Source organism: Paraburkholderia sp. Ac-20347 (assembly GCF_017104805.1).
Classification (GTDB): Bacteria; Pseudomonadota; Gammaproteobacteria; order Burkholderiales; family Burkholderiaceae; genus Paraburkholderia; species Paraburkholderia tropica.
The window spans coordinates 19,437-33,402 of record NZ_JAAGPN010000084.1 but is presented as its reverse complement, the minus strand read 5'-3'; the positions used below and the strand labels follow the sequence as shown (position 1 = coordinate 33,402).

General features: G+C 64.3%; 13 protein-coding genes and 1 tRNA gene. 9 read left to right on the top strand and 5 right to left on the bottom strand.

Features of this window, described 5'->3' with window-relative positions:
• Together G3N97_RS17715 and cysE are read left to right on the top strand one after the other, a co-directional pair.
• Positions 1 to 524: TrmH family RNA methyltransferase (locus G3N97_RS17715; protein WP_277397746.1), on the top strand; the 524-nt coding region annotated here is incomplete at its 5' end.
• A gap of 262 nt (positions 525 to 786) precedes the next feature.
• Positions 787 to 1,647, top strand: coding sequence for a serine O-acetyltransferase (gene cysE / locus G3N97_RS17710; RefSeq protein WP_205994413.1), 861 nt, complete (start codon positions 787 to 789; stop codon positions 1,645 to 1,647).
• A gap of 100 nt (positions 1,648 to 1,747) precedes the next feature.
• On the opposite strand, the gene G3N97_RS17705 is transcribed toward cysE, so the two are convergent.
• The 4 genes from G3N97_RS17705 to G3N97_RS17690 form a co-directional block, all read right to left on the bottom strand.
• Positions 1,748 to 2,545 carry a UDP-2,3-diacylglucosamine diphosphatase gene (locus G3N97_RS17705; RefSeq protein WP_065060213.1) on the bottom strand — a complete coding sequence of 266 codons (798 nt, stop codon included), beginning with the start codon at positions 2,543 to 2,545 and terminating at the stop codon, positions 1,748 to 1,750.
• A 24-nt stretch (positions 2,546 to 2,569) separates the two neighbouring features.
• Positions 2,570 to 3,064 (bottom strand): peptidylprolyl isomerase, encoded by a 495-nt coding sequence (locus tag G3N97_RS17700; RefSeq protein ID WP_065060212.1) that lies wholly within the window; start codon positions 3,062 to 3,064, stop codon positions 2,570 to 2,572.
• Positions 3,065 to 3,221: 157 nt separating this feature from the next.
• The gene (locus G3N97_RS17695; RefSeq protein ID WP_074984459.1) at positions 3,222 to 3,803 is read right to left on the bottom strand and encodes a peptidylprolyl isomerase; all 582 of its coding nucleotides are present in this window, start codon (positions 3,801 to 3,803) and stop codon (positions 3,222 to 3,224) included.
• Between the two features lie 63 nt (positions 3,804 to 3,866).
• Positions 3,867 to 4,574 carry a tetratricopeptide repeat protein gene (locus tag G3N97_RS17690; RefSeq protein ID WP_205994412.1) on the bottom strand — a complete coding sequence of 236 codons (708 nt, stop codon included), beginning with the start codon at positions 4,572 to 4,574 and terminating at the stop codon, positions 3,867 to 3,869.
• A gap of 374 nt (positions 4,575 to 4,948) precedes the next feature.
• On the opposite strand from G3N97_RS17690, the gene cysS reads away from it, so the two are divergent.
• The 7 genes from cysS to G3N97_RS17655 all read left to right on the top strand — a co-directional run bounded on the left by cysS (position 4,949) and on the right by G3N97_RS17655 (position 12,914).
• Positions 4,949 to 6,346, top strand: a complete 1,398-nt coding sequence (cysS, locus tag G3N97_RS17685; RefSeq protein ID WP_205994411.1) for a cysteine--tRNA ligase — start codon at positions 4,949 to 4,951, stop codon at positions 6,344 to 6,346.
• A gap of 47 nt (positions 6,347 to 6,393) precedes the next feature.
• A complete protein-coding gene (locus G3N97_RS17680) occupies positions 6,394 to 7,302 on the top strand; it encodes a DNA-3-methyladenine glycosylase (protein WP_205994410.1) in 909 nt (302 codons plus the stop codon).
• A gap of 182 nt (positions 7,303 to 7,484) precedes the next feature.
• Positions 7,485 to 8,456, top strand: a complete 972-nt coding sequence (locus tag G3N97_RS17675; RefSeq protein ID WP_205994409.1) for an acetyl-CoA carboxylase carboxyltransferase subunit alpha — start codon at positions 7,485 to 7,487, stop codon at positions 8,454 to 8,456.
• A 44-nt stretch (positions 8,457 to 8,500) separates the two neighbouring features.
• Positions 8,501 to 9,985 carry a tRNA lysidine(34) synthetase TilS gene (gene tilS, locus G3N97_RS17670; RefSeq protein ID WP_205994408.1) on the top strand — a complete coding sequence of 495 codons (1,485 nt, stop codon included), beginning with the start codon at positions 8,501 to 8,503 and terminating at the stop codon, positions 9,983 to 9,985.
• A 471-nt stretch (positions 9,986 to 10,456) separates the two neighbouring features.
• The gene (locus G3N97_RS17665) at positions 10,457 to 11,707 is read left to right on the top strand and encodes an aspartate kinase (protein ID WP_205994407.1); all 1,251 of its coding nucleotides are present in this window, start codon (positions 10,457 to 10,459) and stop codon (positions 11,705 to 11,707) included.
• Positions 11,708 to 11,900: 193 nt separating this feature from the next.
• Positions 11,901 to 11,994, top strand: a tRNA-Ser gene (locus G3N97_RS17660).
• A 569-nt stretch (positions 11,995 to 12,563) separates the two neighbouring features.
• Positions 12,564 to 12,914 (top strand): hypothetical protein, encoded by a 351-nt coding sequence (locus tag G3N97_RS17655; protein ID WP_205994406.1) that lies wholly within the window; start codon positions 12,564 to 12,566, stop codon positions 12,912 to 12,914.
• A 210-nt stretch (positions 12,915 to 13,124) separates the two neighbouring features.
• Here the strand turns inward: G3N97_RS17655 and fabI are convergent, their stop codons facing one another.
• Positions 13,125 to 13,916 (bottom strand): enoyl-ACP reductase FabI, encoded by a 792-nt coding sequence (gene fabI, locus G3N97_RS17650; RefSeq protein ID WP_205994405.1) that lies wholly within the window; start codon positions 13,914 to 13,916, stop codon positions 13,125 to 13,127.
• Between the last annotated feature and the right edge of the window lie 50 nt (positions 13,917 to 13,966).

Here is a 13,966-nt window from a genome sequence, read left to right as displayed (position 1 = left end):
TCGCCCTGACCGCGCGCACCCGCGAATACGGACCGCCGCCGGCCGCGCCGCGCGTCGCGGTGCAGGACGCGTGCCGCCAGGTCGCGCACGGCGACATCGCGCTGGTGTTCGGCAACGAGCGCACGGGCCTGTCGAACGAAGACGTCGAGCGCTGCACCGCGCTCGCGCACATTCCGGCCAATCCGGCGTATAGCTCGCTCAATCTCGCGCAGGCCGTGCAGGTGCTGGCCTACGAACTGCGGCTAGCGTATCTGTCCGGGGACACGCCGGGCGCGGCACTGCCGACCGCCGGCGTGCAGGAAACGGCGACGCCGCTCGCCACCAGCGACGATATCGAGCGCATGTACGTGCATCTGGAAAACGCGCTGATCGCGCTCGATTTTCTCGATCCGGCCAATCCGAAGAAGCTGATGTCGCGTTTGCGGCGCCTGTTCGCGCGTTCGGGGCTCGAGCGCGAGGAAGTCAATATCGTGCGCGGCATCGCCAAGCACATTCTCCTGAAGAGCAAGGACGGCGCGAAGTAGGCCTTTGCGGCGGGTTTCGGCGCGTTCGCCGCTCCAACCTTGATGGCCGCGTGGACTTCCGGGGCCGCGTGCGCCTTTCGCCTACAATCGACTGCATATCACAAGCAAATCAGCGTGGCTGCTAAGGGATTCGACGGCCGGATCGCCTGACGATTCGACCTTCCCTGAAACCACGCACGAGCCGCGCGCACCCCGCAGCGACGACGCACGGATGACGCGCGGCCGGTTCCCCTGTTCCTCACGTTCGAAGCGTGTGAAAACCATGTTCAAGAGACTTCGCGAAGATATCGCCACGATCCGCGAGCGCGATCCCGCCGCTCGCAGCGCCTGGGAAGTCCTCACCTGTTATCCGGGTCTGCACGCGCTCGTGCTGCATCGTTTCGCACATGCCTGCTGGCGCGCGAAGCGCCGCTGGCTCGCGCGCTACGTCTCACAGCTCGCGCGCTTTCTCACCGGCATCGAAATTCACCCGGGCGCGACCATCGGCCGACGCGTGTTCATCGACCATGGCATGGGCGTCGTGATCGGCGAAACGGCGGAAGTCGGCGACGACTGCACGATCTATCAAGGCGTGACGCTCGGCGGCACGTCGCTCACGCGCGGCGCGAAGCGCCATCCGACGCTCGGCGCGGGCGTGATCGTGGGGGCGGGCGCGAAAGTGCTCGGCGGTTTCACGGTCGGCGCGCAGGCCAAGATCGGTTCGAATGCCGTGGTCGTGAAGCCGGTGCCCGACGGCGCGACGGCGGTGGGCAATCCGGCGCGTATCGTCGTGCCGGCGGTTGTGCCGGAAGTCTCGTCCGCGGCTGCGCACGAGAAGGCGTCGCCGCAGCCGTCGAAGGCCGCTGCGCGCGAGGGCTTCTGCGCCTACGGCATTTCGCCGAACGCCGACGATCCGGTGTCGCTGGCCATTCACGGTTTGATCGATCACGCGGCGACGCAGACGCAGCGTGTCGATTCGATCGTCGTCGCGCTCGAACGTCTGGGCGCGCGCCTCGAAGCGCTGCATGGCGCCGATGCGGCGCTTGCCGAATTGCGTCGTCTTTCGGCGGGTTTCGAGGGCGGCGTTGTGCCACGCGAAGCGGAGCAGGCGCAGTCGCGCGATGAGGCGACTGCGCGCGTTTGAGCGTTTCCGTTCGACGCCGTAAAACAACGCGTCACAAAATAAAACAGCCGCTTGAAGCGGCTGTTTTCGTATCCGGTGCGATCTCTCGCGCCTCGCGCCCTCAATCGAGCGGCAACATCCTGAACCCTTCCGCGTCCACGCGCAGAAAGCCGCCACGCGGCTTGCCGTGATCGAGATCCCAGTCGGGCAGCACCCAGCGCGTGCCGCCGGGTTCCTGATGACGCGCGGGCCGATGCGTATGGCCGTGAATCATCGTGTTCGTGCGCGCGCGCTTGAACAGCGCCGCGACGCCTTTCGCCGTCACGTCGTATTTCGGCAGCGACGGCCCGTCGCGCCGTTCCTCGCTCGCGCGTCGCGCGCGTTCGGCGAGCGCGATGCGCCAACGATACGGCCACGCGAGAAACAGCAGTTGCGGCAGCCGGTTGCGCGCGAATTTACGGAAGAACTGATAGCCGCGATCGTCGGTGCACAGGGCGTCGCCGTGCGCGAGCGCGATGCGCGTGCCGAACGCGGTGATCGCGATGGGGTCGGGCAGCCAGATTGCGCCCGCCGCTTTCATGAAGCGTTTGCCCATCAGGAAATCGCGATTGCCGTGCATGATGTACAGCGCGATGCCGCGCTCGGAGAGCGTGTGCATCAACGCGGCCATGCGCGCGAAAAACGGATTGGCGAGCATGTCGTCGCCGATCCAGTATTCGAAGAGGTCGCCGAGTATGAACACCGAGTCGGCCTGATCGGCCGTCACATGGATGAAGTGTTCGAACGCGGCGACCGTGTGCGGAATCGCTTCATTCAGATGCAGGTCCGAGATGAAGAGAAACGGGCGCGCCGCGTGAGGGCGCTTGCCCTCGCCGGGCACGCCCGCGGCGGCGTGTCTGAGTGCCTTGTCCTGCAGCATCGATGAAGCGAGCGCCCTGTTGCGTTATTCGACGACGACAGCCTTCTCGATCACGACGTCGTCGACCGGCACGTCCTGATGGAAGCCCTTCGAGCCCGTCTTGACCGACTTGATCTTCTCGACCACGTCGAGGCCGTCGACGACCTTGCCGAACACGGCGTAGCCCCAGCCTTGCGGCGTCGGCGACGAGTGGTTCAGGAAGTCGTTGTCGGCCACGTTGATGAAGAACTGCGCCGACGCCGAGTGCGGGTCGTTGGTGCGCGCCATCGCGATCGAGCCGCGCACGTTCTTCAGGCCGTTGTTGGCTTCGTTTTCGATCGGCGCTTCGGTCGGCTTCTGCTTCATGCCGGCTTCGAAACCGCCGCCCTGGATCATGAAGCCGTCGATGACGCGGTGGAACACCGTGCCGTTGTAGTGGCCGCTGTTCACGTAGTTGAGGAAGTTAGCGACCGTCTTCGGCGCCTTTTCGGCGTTCAGTTCGAGCTTGATGACGCCGTGGTTCGTATGCAGTTCGACCATGATGGAATCCTTTGCCTGTGGGTGCCTGAGTGTCTGAGGCGGGGGTGAAAAGGCGGTGCGGTTTCGGCACGAGGCGGGGCGTCTGCCTTCGCGTGTGCCGGCGCCGCGCCGCGCGACGAATGGTGGGTTGTGCGCTGCTTGCTGCCTGCTCGCGTGCTTACTTGCCGACCACGGTGGCCGACTGGATCACGACGTTCGTTTGCGGCACGTCGGACATCGGGCCGCGCGAGGTCGTCGGCGTGGCTTCGATCTTCTTCACGACGTCGAGACCCTGCGTGACCTTGCCGAACACGGCATAGCCGTTGCCGTCCGGATTCGGATAGTCGAGGTTGGCGTTGTCCACGGTGTTGATGAAGAACTGCGCCGTCGCCGAATTCGGGTCGCTCGTGCGCGCCATCGCGAGCATGCCGGTGGTGTTCTTCAGGCCGTTCTTGCTTTCGAGCGGAATGGGCGCGCGCGTGGGCTTCTCGACGAAGCTCGTGGTGTAGCCGCCGCCCTGGATCATGAAGCCGCGGATCACGCGATGGAAGATCGTGCCGTTGTACTGGCCGGACTTCACGTACTGGAGGAAGTTGTCGACGGTCTTGGGCGCCTTCTCGGGATAGAGTTCGACGCGAATGTCGCCATCACTGGTCTTGAAGAGCACCTGCGGATGCGCGGCTTGCGGGCCGTTCTGCGCAAAGGCGGGTGCGTTCGCGATCAGGGCGGCGCTGCCGAGCGCCAACATCAACCATTTCATGAGTATCCTCGGAAGTGCGGGGAAAAACGTGTCGCAGTCACGCCGCGCGCGGCGTGCTGCGGCTTAGTTCGATGGCGCCACGAAGGGCGGCATCGCGAGCGACCCGGTCGGGCCGCCGAACTGGATCACCGGATTGTCGAGCATCGGCCCCACGCGTTTGGTCGTGCCTGCGTCCGACGCCGCCGATTCGCCGCGCGCCTTCTTCGACGCCGCCGGCGGATTGACGATCTTCTCGATGTCGGCGAGACGCTGCTGCGTGGGTCCGCTCGTGTGGCCGAGCGAGGAGGCGCGGCGGTACGACGCGTCAGCGAGACGCAGGTACAGGTCGCCGAGATTTTCCCACGCGAGCGTGTACGACGGGTTCGCCTTGGTCGCCGTTTCCAGCGCGATGCGGGCTTCGTCGTAACGGCCGTGCTTCGCGTAGAGCGCCGCGAGATTGTTATAGGGCTCGGGCAGCTCCGGGTAGCTCTGCGTGAGTTCGGTGAAGGCTTCGATCGCGTCGTCGTCGCGGCCGAGGCGCGCGAGGATGGTCGCGCGCTTGAACTTCGCCTGCACGTCGCGCGGGTTCGTCTTGATGCGCGCGTCGAGTTCGTTCAGCGCCGACGCCCAGTTGTGCTGGGCGATGGCGGAGTCCGCGCCGGGCGTGCCGTCGGCCGTGGCGGGCGGTGCCGCATGCGCTGCGGACAGGCCGCAGAGAACGAAACCGACGCTCGCGAGAGCCGCCGCCGCAAAGGTCGCAGCGCGTGTCGCGCGGCCGCTGGAAGATTTCATAGGGTGAGGTCGCGGTGTTATACTCCGAGCCATTCTAACAAAAGGTCTGTGCGTTTTCGTCGCGTGAAATCGCAGCGCCCGGTTCGGTGCCAGTTCCGGCTGGTTACGGGAAGTTCCGGAACGGTTGTGCGCCAGCTTCACGAGCGACATGCAAACTTCGCGCAAACGTCATGCAGGCGTCGTCGCCCCGCAAGATTGCGCGCGATGCTGTGCTGAACGCCAGGCTTTCTTTCGCCACTCGTGGTCGTCTCCGCCCTGATGACTGATTGAGCGCGACTGTACGCAGCCTCCAGGAGCGCGGTGCTTCGCACGCACCCGCTGGCTGCTGTCGGCGCTGCCGCGGATTTCTTTCGACCCACGTATCCATCGTCTTTATGGAATCACTGCGCATCTACAACACGCTCGCGCGTGACAAGCAAAATTTCGTGCCACTCGAGCCCGGCGTCGTACGCATGTACGTCTGCGGCATGACGGTGTACGACTATTGTCACGTTGGCCACGCGCGTGTGATGGTGGTGTTCGACGTCGTGCAGCGCTGGCTGCGCACGCTCGGTTACAACGTGACCTACGTGCGCAACATCACCGACATCGACGACAAGATCATTCGCCGTGCGGTGGAAAACGGCGAAACCATCAAGCAGCTCACGGACCGTTTCATCGACGCGCTGCATGAAGACGCAGACGCGCTCGGCGTCGCGCGTCCCGATCACGAGCCGCGCGCGACCCAGTACATTCCGCAGATGCTCGACATGATCGGCATGCTGGAAAAGAACGGCTACGCGTATCAAGGTTCGGACGGCGACGTGAACTACGCGGTGCGCAAGTTCGCGCATTACGGCGCGCTCTCGGGCAAGTCGATCGAGGACCTGCGCGCGGGCGAGCGTGTGGCGGCGAACGATGCCAAGCAGGATCCGCTTGACTTCGTGCTGTGGAAACAGGCAAAACCGGAAGAGCCGGCGGACACGAGCTGGGACTCGAAATACGGTCGTGGCCGTCCGGGCTGGCACATCGAATGTTCGGCGATGGGCTGCACGCTGCTCGGCGATCATTTCGACATTCATGGCGGCGGGCAGGATCTGCAGTTTCCGCACCACGAAAACGAGATTGCGCAAAGCGAAGGCGCGACGGGCGAGAAGTTCGTCAACTACTGGATGCACAATGGCTTCGTGCAGATCGACAACGAGAAGATGTCGAAGTCGCTCGGCAACTTCTTCACGATCCGCGAAGTGCTCGCGAAGTACGACGCCGAAGTGGTGCGCTTTTTCATGGCGCGCGCGCATTACCGCTCGCCGCTGAATTACAGCGACGTGCATCTCGACGACGCACGCAACGCGCTCACGCGTCTGTACACGGCGCTCAAGGATGTGACGCCGGATGCCGGCGAGCTCGACTGGAACGAAGCGTACGCGCAGCGTTTCCGTACCGCGATGAACGACGACTTCAATACGCCGGTCGCCATGGCGGTGCTGTTCGAACTCGCGAGCGAAGTGAACCGCACGCGCGACACGGTGCTGGCGCGTCAGTTGCAGCGTCTGGGCCGCGTGCTCGGCGTGCTCGTGCGCGAACCGCGCGTGTTCCTGCAGCAGGCCGCAGGTGCGCAGGACGCGGACGCGCTCGACGTGGCCGCGATCGAGGCGAAGATTGCCGCACGCGTCGCCGCGAAGCAGGCGAAACAGTATGCGGAGGCGGACCGGATCCGGGCCGAACTGCTCGATGCCGGTGTCGCGCTCGAAGACAAACCGGGCGGATTGACCGAGTGGCGCCGCGTATGAGCGGGCTGTCCAGTTTCCACTGATCGATTCGCGAGGCAGGAGGCAGGATGGCAACGGCCACGAAGACGCAGGCCAGGCGGTCTGCGTCGCTCACGGGCGCGGCAGGCGAGGCGGCGAAACGCGCCGCGCGCGGCGCCCAGAAACAGCAGGACGCCGACGTCGCGAAGACGGACGGCGTCAAGAAGCGCGTGCTCAACGGCACGGCGCCGGAAGGCGCGGGCAAGACACGCGCGAAGACCAATGGCGCCGTCGACGGTGTCGGCGCGATGCCGGCCGCGTCGCCTGAAGGCGCGCATGGCGACGCTGCGGATGCAGCGGCTGCGCCCGCGCGCGGCGGCGAGTCCGAGGTGGTGCGCCCCGACTACTGGGACAAGGCCTGCGCGGACCTCGTCAAGCGCGACCGCATCCTCAAGAAGCTCATTCCGAAGTTCGGCCCCGTGCATCTGATGAGCAGCGACGATCCGTTCGTCACGCTCGCGCGCTCGGTGGTCGGTCAGCAGATTTCGACGGCCGCGGCGCAGGCGCTGTGGCAGAAAGTCGAGGCGGCGTGCCCGAAGCTCGTCCCGCAGCAGTTCATCAAGCTCGGCCACGAAAAGCTCGCGGCCTGCGGGCTCTCGAAGCGCAAGACGGAGTACATCCTCGATCTCGCGCAGCATTTCGTGTCCGGCGCGCTGCACGTGGGCAAATGGACCACGATGGACGACGAGGACGTGATCGCCGAACTCACGGCTATCCGCGGCATTGGCCGCTGGACCGCCGAGATGTTCCTGATCTTCAATCTCGCGCGCCCGAACGTGCTGCCGCTCGACGACCTCGGTCTGATTCAGGCGATCAGCGTCAATTACTTCAGCGGCGAGCCCGTCACGCGCAGCGAAGCGCGGGAAGTGGCGGCCAACTGGGAGCCGTGGCGTACCGTCGCAACCTGGTATATGTGGCGCAGTCTCGAGCCTTCGTAAGCCCGGGACGATCGGGTGGAGCGCCGCGCGCGGGATGCGCGGCAGTTCCGTCCCCGTTTGATTTGTCCTGGTTTCTTCAGAATTTTCCTATCGTTATCTCAATTCGATAGTTCTGCGCCGATTTCGACACGGGCCGGCGCGGTTAGAATACGCGCTGCCGCAAAGTGCAAGGATTCCAACACATGAAAACCACGTTTCTGGATTTCGAGCAGCCGATCGCTGAACTCGAAGCGAAGATCGAAGAACTGCGCTTCGTTCAGGACGACTCGGCTGTCGATATTTCGGAAGAGATCGACCGGCTGTCGAAGAAGAGCCAGCAACTCACGAAGGACCTCTACGCGAACCTGAGTCCGTGGCAGGTTTCGCAGATCGCGCGTCATCCGCAGCGTCCGTACACGCTCGACTACGTGCATGAGCTGTTCACCGATTTCCACGAACTGCATGGCGACCGTTCGTTCGCGGACGATCTCTCGGTGGTCGGCGGTCTCGCGCGCTTCAACGGCCAGGCCTGCATGATCATCGGTCACCAGAAGGGCCGCGATACGAAGGAACGCGCTGCGCGTAACTTCGGCATGCCGCGTCCGGAAGGCTATCGCAAGGCCGAGCGCCTGATGCGTCTGGCCGAGAAGTTCGGCCTGCCCATCTTCACGTTCGTCGACACGCCGGGCGCGTACCCGGGCATCGGCGCGGAAGAGCGCGGCCAGTCGGAAGCCATCGGTCACAATCTGTACGTGATGGCCGAGCTGAAGACGCCGATCATCACGACGATCATCGGTGAAGGCGGTTCGGGCGGTGCGCTCGCGATCGCAGTCGCCGACACGGTCATGATGCTGCAATTCTCGACCTATTCGGTGATCTCGCCGGAAGGCTGCGCGTCGATCCTGTGGAAGAGCGCCGCCAAGGCGCCCGAAGCGGCTGAAGCGCTGGGCCTCACGGCGCACCGCCTGAAGGCGCTCGGTCTGATCGACAAGATCGTGAACGAGCCGCTCGGCGGCGCGCATCGCGATCCGAAGGGCATGGCCGCGCTGCTGCGCCGTGCGCTGTCCGACTCGCTGCGCCAGTTCCAGGGCATGAGCATCACCGAGCTGAAGGACCGCCGTTTCGAGCGCCTGATGGCCTACGGCAAGTTCAAGGAAACGACGCCGGGCGCGTAAGCGCACGCCGTCATCAACGTCCGGCGCTCGCGCGCCGCTACGCCTTGACCGACCATCCCGCATCCGACGCCGGGCGCATCGTTCTCGATGCGCTCGGCGTTGTGCTTTCTACGCTCCCCGACGACACGCGTATCGCGATTGCGTACAGCGGCGGCCTCGACTCGTCCGTGCTGCTCGATGCGGCGGTGCGCACGGTCGGGCCCGCGCGTCTCGTGGCGCTGCATGTCCACCACGGCCTGAGTCCGAATGCCGATCACTGGCTCGCGCACGGCGAGGCGACGGCGCGCGCGTATGGCGTGGCGTTCGACGCGCGCCGCGTGGAAGTGGCGCACGACGATCCGTCCGGCGTGGAAGCGGCGGCGCGCGAGGCGCGTTATCGCGCGCTCGAAGCGATGTGCGCCGCGCACGGCGCGCAGTCGCTGTGGCTCGCCCAGCACGCCGACGATCAGGCCGAAACCGTCTTGCTGCAATTGCTGCGTGGCGCCGGGCTGGCGGGCCTCGCGGCGATGGCGCCTGAGCGCGCTGTGTCGGGCGCGTTGCCGCGCGTGCGGCCGTTGCTGCATTTGTTGCGCGCGCAACTTGAGCGCTACGCGCACGCCTACGATCTGCGCTGGATCGAGGACGAATCGAACGAAGACACGCGTTACGCGCGCAACGCGCTGCGTCACGATGTAACGCCTGCGCTCTCGGCGCATTTCCCCGGTTTTCGCGAAGCGCTCGCGCGCACGGCGGCGCATGCGGCGTCGGCGCAGCGTCTGCTCGACGATCTCGCGCGTGTCGATCTGCGCGACGCCGCGCAGGCGGACGGCGACGCGCTGTCGCACGCGGCGCTCGTCGCGCTCGACGACGCGCGCGCGCTCAATCTGTTGCGCTACTGGATGCGTGTGCGCGGCATGCCGGCGGCGTCCACTGCGCGTATTGCCGATGCCTTGCGTCAGTTGCGCGAAGTCGCGCTCAAGGGCGAGGGTGGCGATCACGCGTTGCGCGTCGACCATGCGGGCTTCACGCTGCGTTGTTATCGCGGACTCGTCAGTTGGAGCGATGCGCGCGGCGCAATCTCATCAATTAGCTCATCACGCAACGCATCAGATAGCGAGGAATCGATGGACGACGGCAATGTGCGCGCACCCGTGCAACTCGACTGGCGCGGCGAGGAAGTGTGGCGTTTGCCGTCGTGGCGCGGCAGCTTCGTTTTCGCGCCCGCCCACGCCGACGATCCCGACGCCGTCCCCGAAACCGTGCTTCAACGTACGCCGCTCATTGCGCGCGAGCGTTCCGGTGGCGAGCGTCTGCGCGACGAAGCGGCCAACGTGAGCCGCACGCTCAAGAATCTGTTTCAATCGCGTGGCGTGCCCGCCTGGGAGCGCGACGTGCCGCTGCTTTACGCGGGTGAGACGCTGTTGTTCGTGCCCCGCATCGGCGTGAATCGCTCGGCGTTCGGCGCAAGCGAAGGCGGTGAGGGCGATGCTGCGGTGCCAGGCCAGCGCTGGCGCCGCATCGAATGGCGCGAGGATCTGACGATCGCGTGATCGGCCGTCACGCGTCGTACGAGACGCGCCCGTGCGTCGCGGTCAAATTTGCCGTTTCGCCGGAGTTCGTGCGCGCCGACCTGGACGGAACGCCGCAAATCCTTGCCACACAAGCCTTTTTCGCCTCCCGCAGACCATTTTCGTCTTGTAATTTTGACCTCGATCGGGTAGGGTAACTCGTTTGTCCAGCCCGCTTTTTCGCGTTCACGGACGCCGTCAAAAGCGGCGCTCGCCGTGAAGGCGCGATTTTTCCTTCGAGCGGTTTCCATCCGACGGTTGCAAGGACGTCGTAGCGGTATGCGGGCGGAGCGCGCGGGTCAGCACGGCCACGCGGTTCCGAGGGCAAACTCCGCGTGTGCTGCACGCGCCGGAGCGCCGCCGCGGCCTCTATCCCGGGACACCCCCGGGCTTACCCCGGCGGTGCCGAATCCCGGCGCGCCAGCGCGGTAACATCTCCAGTTCAGAACGACAATGGCACTCATCGTACACAAATACGGCGGCACCTCGATGGGCTCGGTCGAGCGCATCAAGAACGTCGCCAAGCGCGTCGCCAAATGGCACAAGGCTGGCCACAAGATGGTCGTGGTGCCCTCGGCGATGTCCGGCGAAACCAATCGTCTGCTCGGTCTCGCGAAAGAAATTTCGCCGCAGCCGAATCCGCGCGAGCTCGACATGATTGCGTCGACCGGCGAACAGGTGAGCGTCGGTCTGCTCTCGATCGCGCTGCAGGAAGCGGGCGTGGACGCCATCAGCTACACGGGCTGGCAAGTGCCGGTCAAGACGGATAGCGCCTTCACGAAGGCGCGTATCAACGACATCGACGGCGAACGCGTGCTGGCCGATCTCGACGCCGGCAAGGTGGTCGTGATCACGGGCTTCCAGGGCATCGATCCGGAAGGCCACATCACCACGCTCGGCCGCGGCGGTTCGGACACGTCGGCTGTGGCGGTCGCCGCCGCGCTGAAGGCCGACGAATGCCTCATCTACACGGACGTGGACGGCGTCTACACGACGGACCCGCGCGTGGTCGACGACGCGCGCCGCCTCGACCGCATCACGTTCGAAGAGATGCTGGAAATGGCCAGCCTCGGTTCGAAGGTGCTGCAGATCCGCTCGGTGGAATTCGCGGGCAAGTATCAGGTGAAGACGCGTGTGCTCTCCAGCCTGACCGACCCGATGATGAACCTCGACGAGGAAATGAAGTCGGGCACCCTGATTACCTTTGAAGAAGACGAGACCATGGAAAAAGCAGTCATCTCGGGTATCGCGTTTCAGCGCGACGAGGCCCGCATCATCGTGATGGGCGTGCCCGACAAGCCGGGCATCGCGTATCAGATTCTCGGCCCGGTCGCCGACGCGAACATCGACGTCGACATGATCATCCAGAACCAGAGCGTGGACGGCAAAACCGACTTCACGTTCACGGTGCCGCGCGGCGACTATCAGCGCGCCATCGACGTCCTCAACAACCAGGTGAAGGGCCACGTGAGCGCGGAGCAGGTGCTGGGCGACGCGAAGGTCTCGAAGGTCTCCGTGGTCGGCGTGGGCATGCGTTCGCACGTTGGCGTCGCGAGCAAGATGTTCCGCACGCTGTCGGAAGAGGGCATCAACATCCAGATGATTTCGACGTCGGAAATCAAGATCTCGGTGCTGATCGACGAGAAGTACATGGAGCTGGCGGTCCGCGCGCTGCACAAGGTTTTCGAGCTGGAACACGCGTAAATCGCGCATGGCGTGACGCGAATGTGACGGTCAGTTTGTTTTGAGATGCCACTGCAAACCTTCGCCTGCACCTCATCTGCAGGTCAGCAGAAAAAAGTTTGCAAAAAAGCGTCTTATGAATTGACCGAAGCGTTTTAACCCGCTATGATCTTGGCTTCGTTGCGTTGCCTCCCTGGCGCGAACGAAGTTTTCGGGAGACGTGGCCGAGAGGTCGAAGGCACTCCCCTGCTAAGGGAGCATCTGGGCCAAAACCTGGATCGAGGGTTCGAATCCCTCCGTCTCCGCCAGTAAAATGGCGGTGGAAACCCCGCAAGTCTCGGCTTGCGGGGTTTTTCTTTTTCCGCGCGGAAAATCGTCATACGCGAATTTGCGGTGTTTGCGTGATCGTATTTTTCTGAAAGACATTTCGCGGCTTCCTGCCTTTCTGCTTCCAATCTTTTTTCAATTCGATCGACGTTTCGATTCAATGGATTTTTCCCAACAATCGAGATAATCAGGATGTCGAAATAAATCGGCCAAAAGTTTTTTCCGTGTCAGCCGTTATTGCGTTCGTGCGTTCTAGAAACTGCGCGAAGCCGATGCACGCGGGGCGTCATGACGGTTGCAGAGAATCGCAGGCGGCCTGCAGGCGTCGCCGATACGCTGTGCCAGTCGGTGCTATTCTCGCGTCGCTGTTGCGTCTGCCGTGTCGGTTGCTGCGTTCGCTGTTGCTTTAATTCGTCGCTGTGTAACCAGACGTTACCCCGGTGAATGCGCCGTGCTTTTGTGCATCAGTTATTACAAAGTTGAAATACGCGGGCTGGGGAGCCTGCGCTATATTGGCTTCAACAAAACATCAACCCCAAAAGGTGAGTCCATGAAGTTCGCTCGTGTTGTTGCAATGCTGCTCGGGGGCTTGGCTATCGGTGCGTCGAGCGTGGCGATGGCTGGCGTGAGCGTCGGTGTCAACATCGGTATTCCGGCCCCGGTTTATGTCGCGCCCGCACCGGTCTATGCGCCGCCGCCTCCGCCGCCGGTCGTTTATCAGCCTGCGCCGGTCTATGCCGCGCCGGCCATCGTGATCGGCTGGCACGGCGATCGTTACTGGGATGGTCGCCGCTACTGGGGCCGTGACGACTGGTATCGCCATCACGGCGGTTACGGTCCTGGCGGTCCGGGCCGTGGTCACTGGGATCGTGGCGGTCCGCCGCCGGGACATTGGCACTAAGCCAATCAGGCGCGCGTGCATGACACGCGCGTTGGCCTCGGGCGTTCCCGCCTGACAATGCGCACAGCGCAGGCCAAAAGAAAAAGCCGCCCGAGGGCGGCTTTTTTCATGCGATATCGAATGACGCTGGAATAGCGCCGGAATGACGCGTCGGGCGCGGCGCCGTTGCGTTCTCAACGAAGCAACGACGTCCCGACCTGAAACCCAGACTTACTCGCTGAGATTCGCCATTCCGCCAACGACGGCGTTGAAGCCCGCATCGACGTGGACGATTTCCGCCGTCACGCCGCCCGCCAGATCGGAGAGCAGGAACGCGGCCGTATTGCCGACCTGTTCGATCGTCACGTTGCGTTGCAGCGGCGCATTGTGTTCGACGAAGTCGAGGATCTTGCCGAAGCTCTTGATGCCGGCTGCGGCGAGCGTCTTGATCGGGCCGGCCGAAATGCCGTTCACGCGCGCACCCTTCGCGCCGAGCGACACCGCGAGGTAACGCACGCTCGCTTCGAGCGACGCTTTGGCGAGACCCATCGTGTTGTAGTTCGGGATCGCGCGTTCGGCGCCCAGGTAGGTGAGGGTGAGCAGCGACGCGTTGTCGGCGAGCATCGGCTGCGCGGCTTTGGCGAGCGCGGGGAAGCTGTACGCCGAGATGTCGTGCGCGATGCGGAAGTTCTCGCGCGTCATGCCGTCGAGGAAGTCACCGGCGATGGCTTCGCGCGGCGCGAAACCGATCGAGTGCACGAGGCCGTCGAGCGCGTCCCAGTGCTGCTTGAGGTCGGTGAACAGCGCTTCGATCTGCGCGTCGTCGCCGACATCGCAGGGGAACACCAGGTTGCTGCCGAATTCCTGAGCGAATTCCGTGATGCGGTCCTTGAAGCGATCGCCGACATACGTGAACGCGAGTTCTGCGCCTTCGCGCTTGCACGCCTGCGCAATGCCGTAAGCGATCGAACGGTTCGACAGCAAGCCGGTCAACAGGATGCGTTTGCCAGCGAGGAAGCCCATGAATTCTCCTAAATCAGGTCAATGCGCCGGGCGCCGGACGAGGCGGCGCC

Bases quoted from the DNA above. Each gene is read 5' to 3' on its own strand.
- cysE (WP_205994413.1), top strand. From the start codon at position 787: ATGTTCAAGAGACTTCGCGAAGATATCGCCACGATCCGCGAGCGCGAT.
- G3N97_RS17705 (WP_065060213.1), bottom strand. From the start codon at position 2,545: ATGCTGCAGGACAAGGCACTCAGACACGCCGCCGCGGGCGTGCCCGGC.
- G3N97_RS17700 (WP_065060212.1), bottom strand. From the start codon at position 3,064: ATGGTCGAACTGCATACGAACCACGGCGTCATCAAGCTCGAACTGAAC.
- G3N97_RS17695 (WP_074984459.1), bottom strand. From the start codon at position 3,803: ATGAAATGGTTGATGTTGGCGCTCGGCAGCGCCGCCCTGATCGCGAAC.
- G3N97_RS17690 (WP_205994412.1), bottom strand. From the start codon at position 4,574: ATGAAATCTTCCAGCGGCCGCGCGACACGCGCTGCGACCTTTGCGGCG.
- cysS (WP_205994411.1), top strand. From the start codon at position 4,949: ATGGAATCACTGCGCATCTACAACACGCTCGCGCGTGACAAGCAAAAT.
- G3N97_RS17680 (WP_205994410.1), top strand. From the start codon at position 6,394: ATGGCAACGGCCACGAAGACGCAGGCCAGGCGGTCTGCGTCGCTCACG.
- G3N97_RS17675 (WP_205994409.1), top strand. From the start codon at position 7,485: ATGAAAACCACGTTTCTGGATTTCGAGCAGCCGATCGCTGAACTCGAA.
- G3N97_RS17665 (WP_205994407.1), top strand. From the start codon at position 10,457: ATGGCACTCATCGTACACAAATACGGCGGCACCTCGATGGGCTCGGTC.
- G3N97_RS17655 (WP_205994406.1), top strand. From the start codon at position 12,564: ATGAAGTTCGCTCGTGTTGTTGCAATGCTGCTCGGGGGCTTGGCTATC.
- fabI (WP_205994405.1), bottom strand. From the start codon at position 13,916: ATGGGCTTCCTCGCTGGCAAACGCATCCTGTTGACCGGCTTGCTGTCG.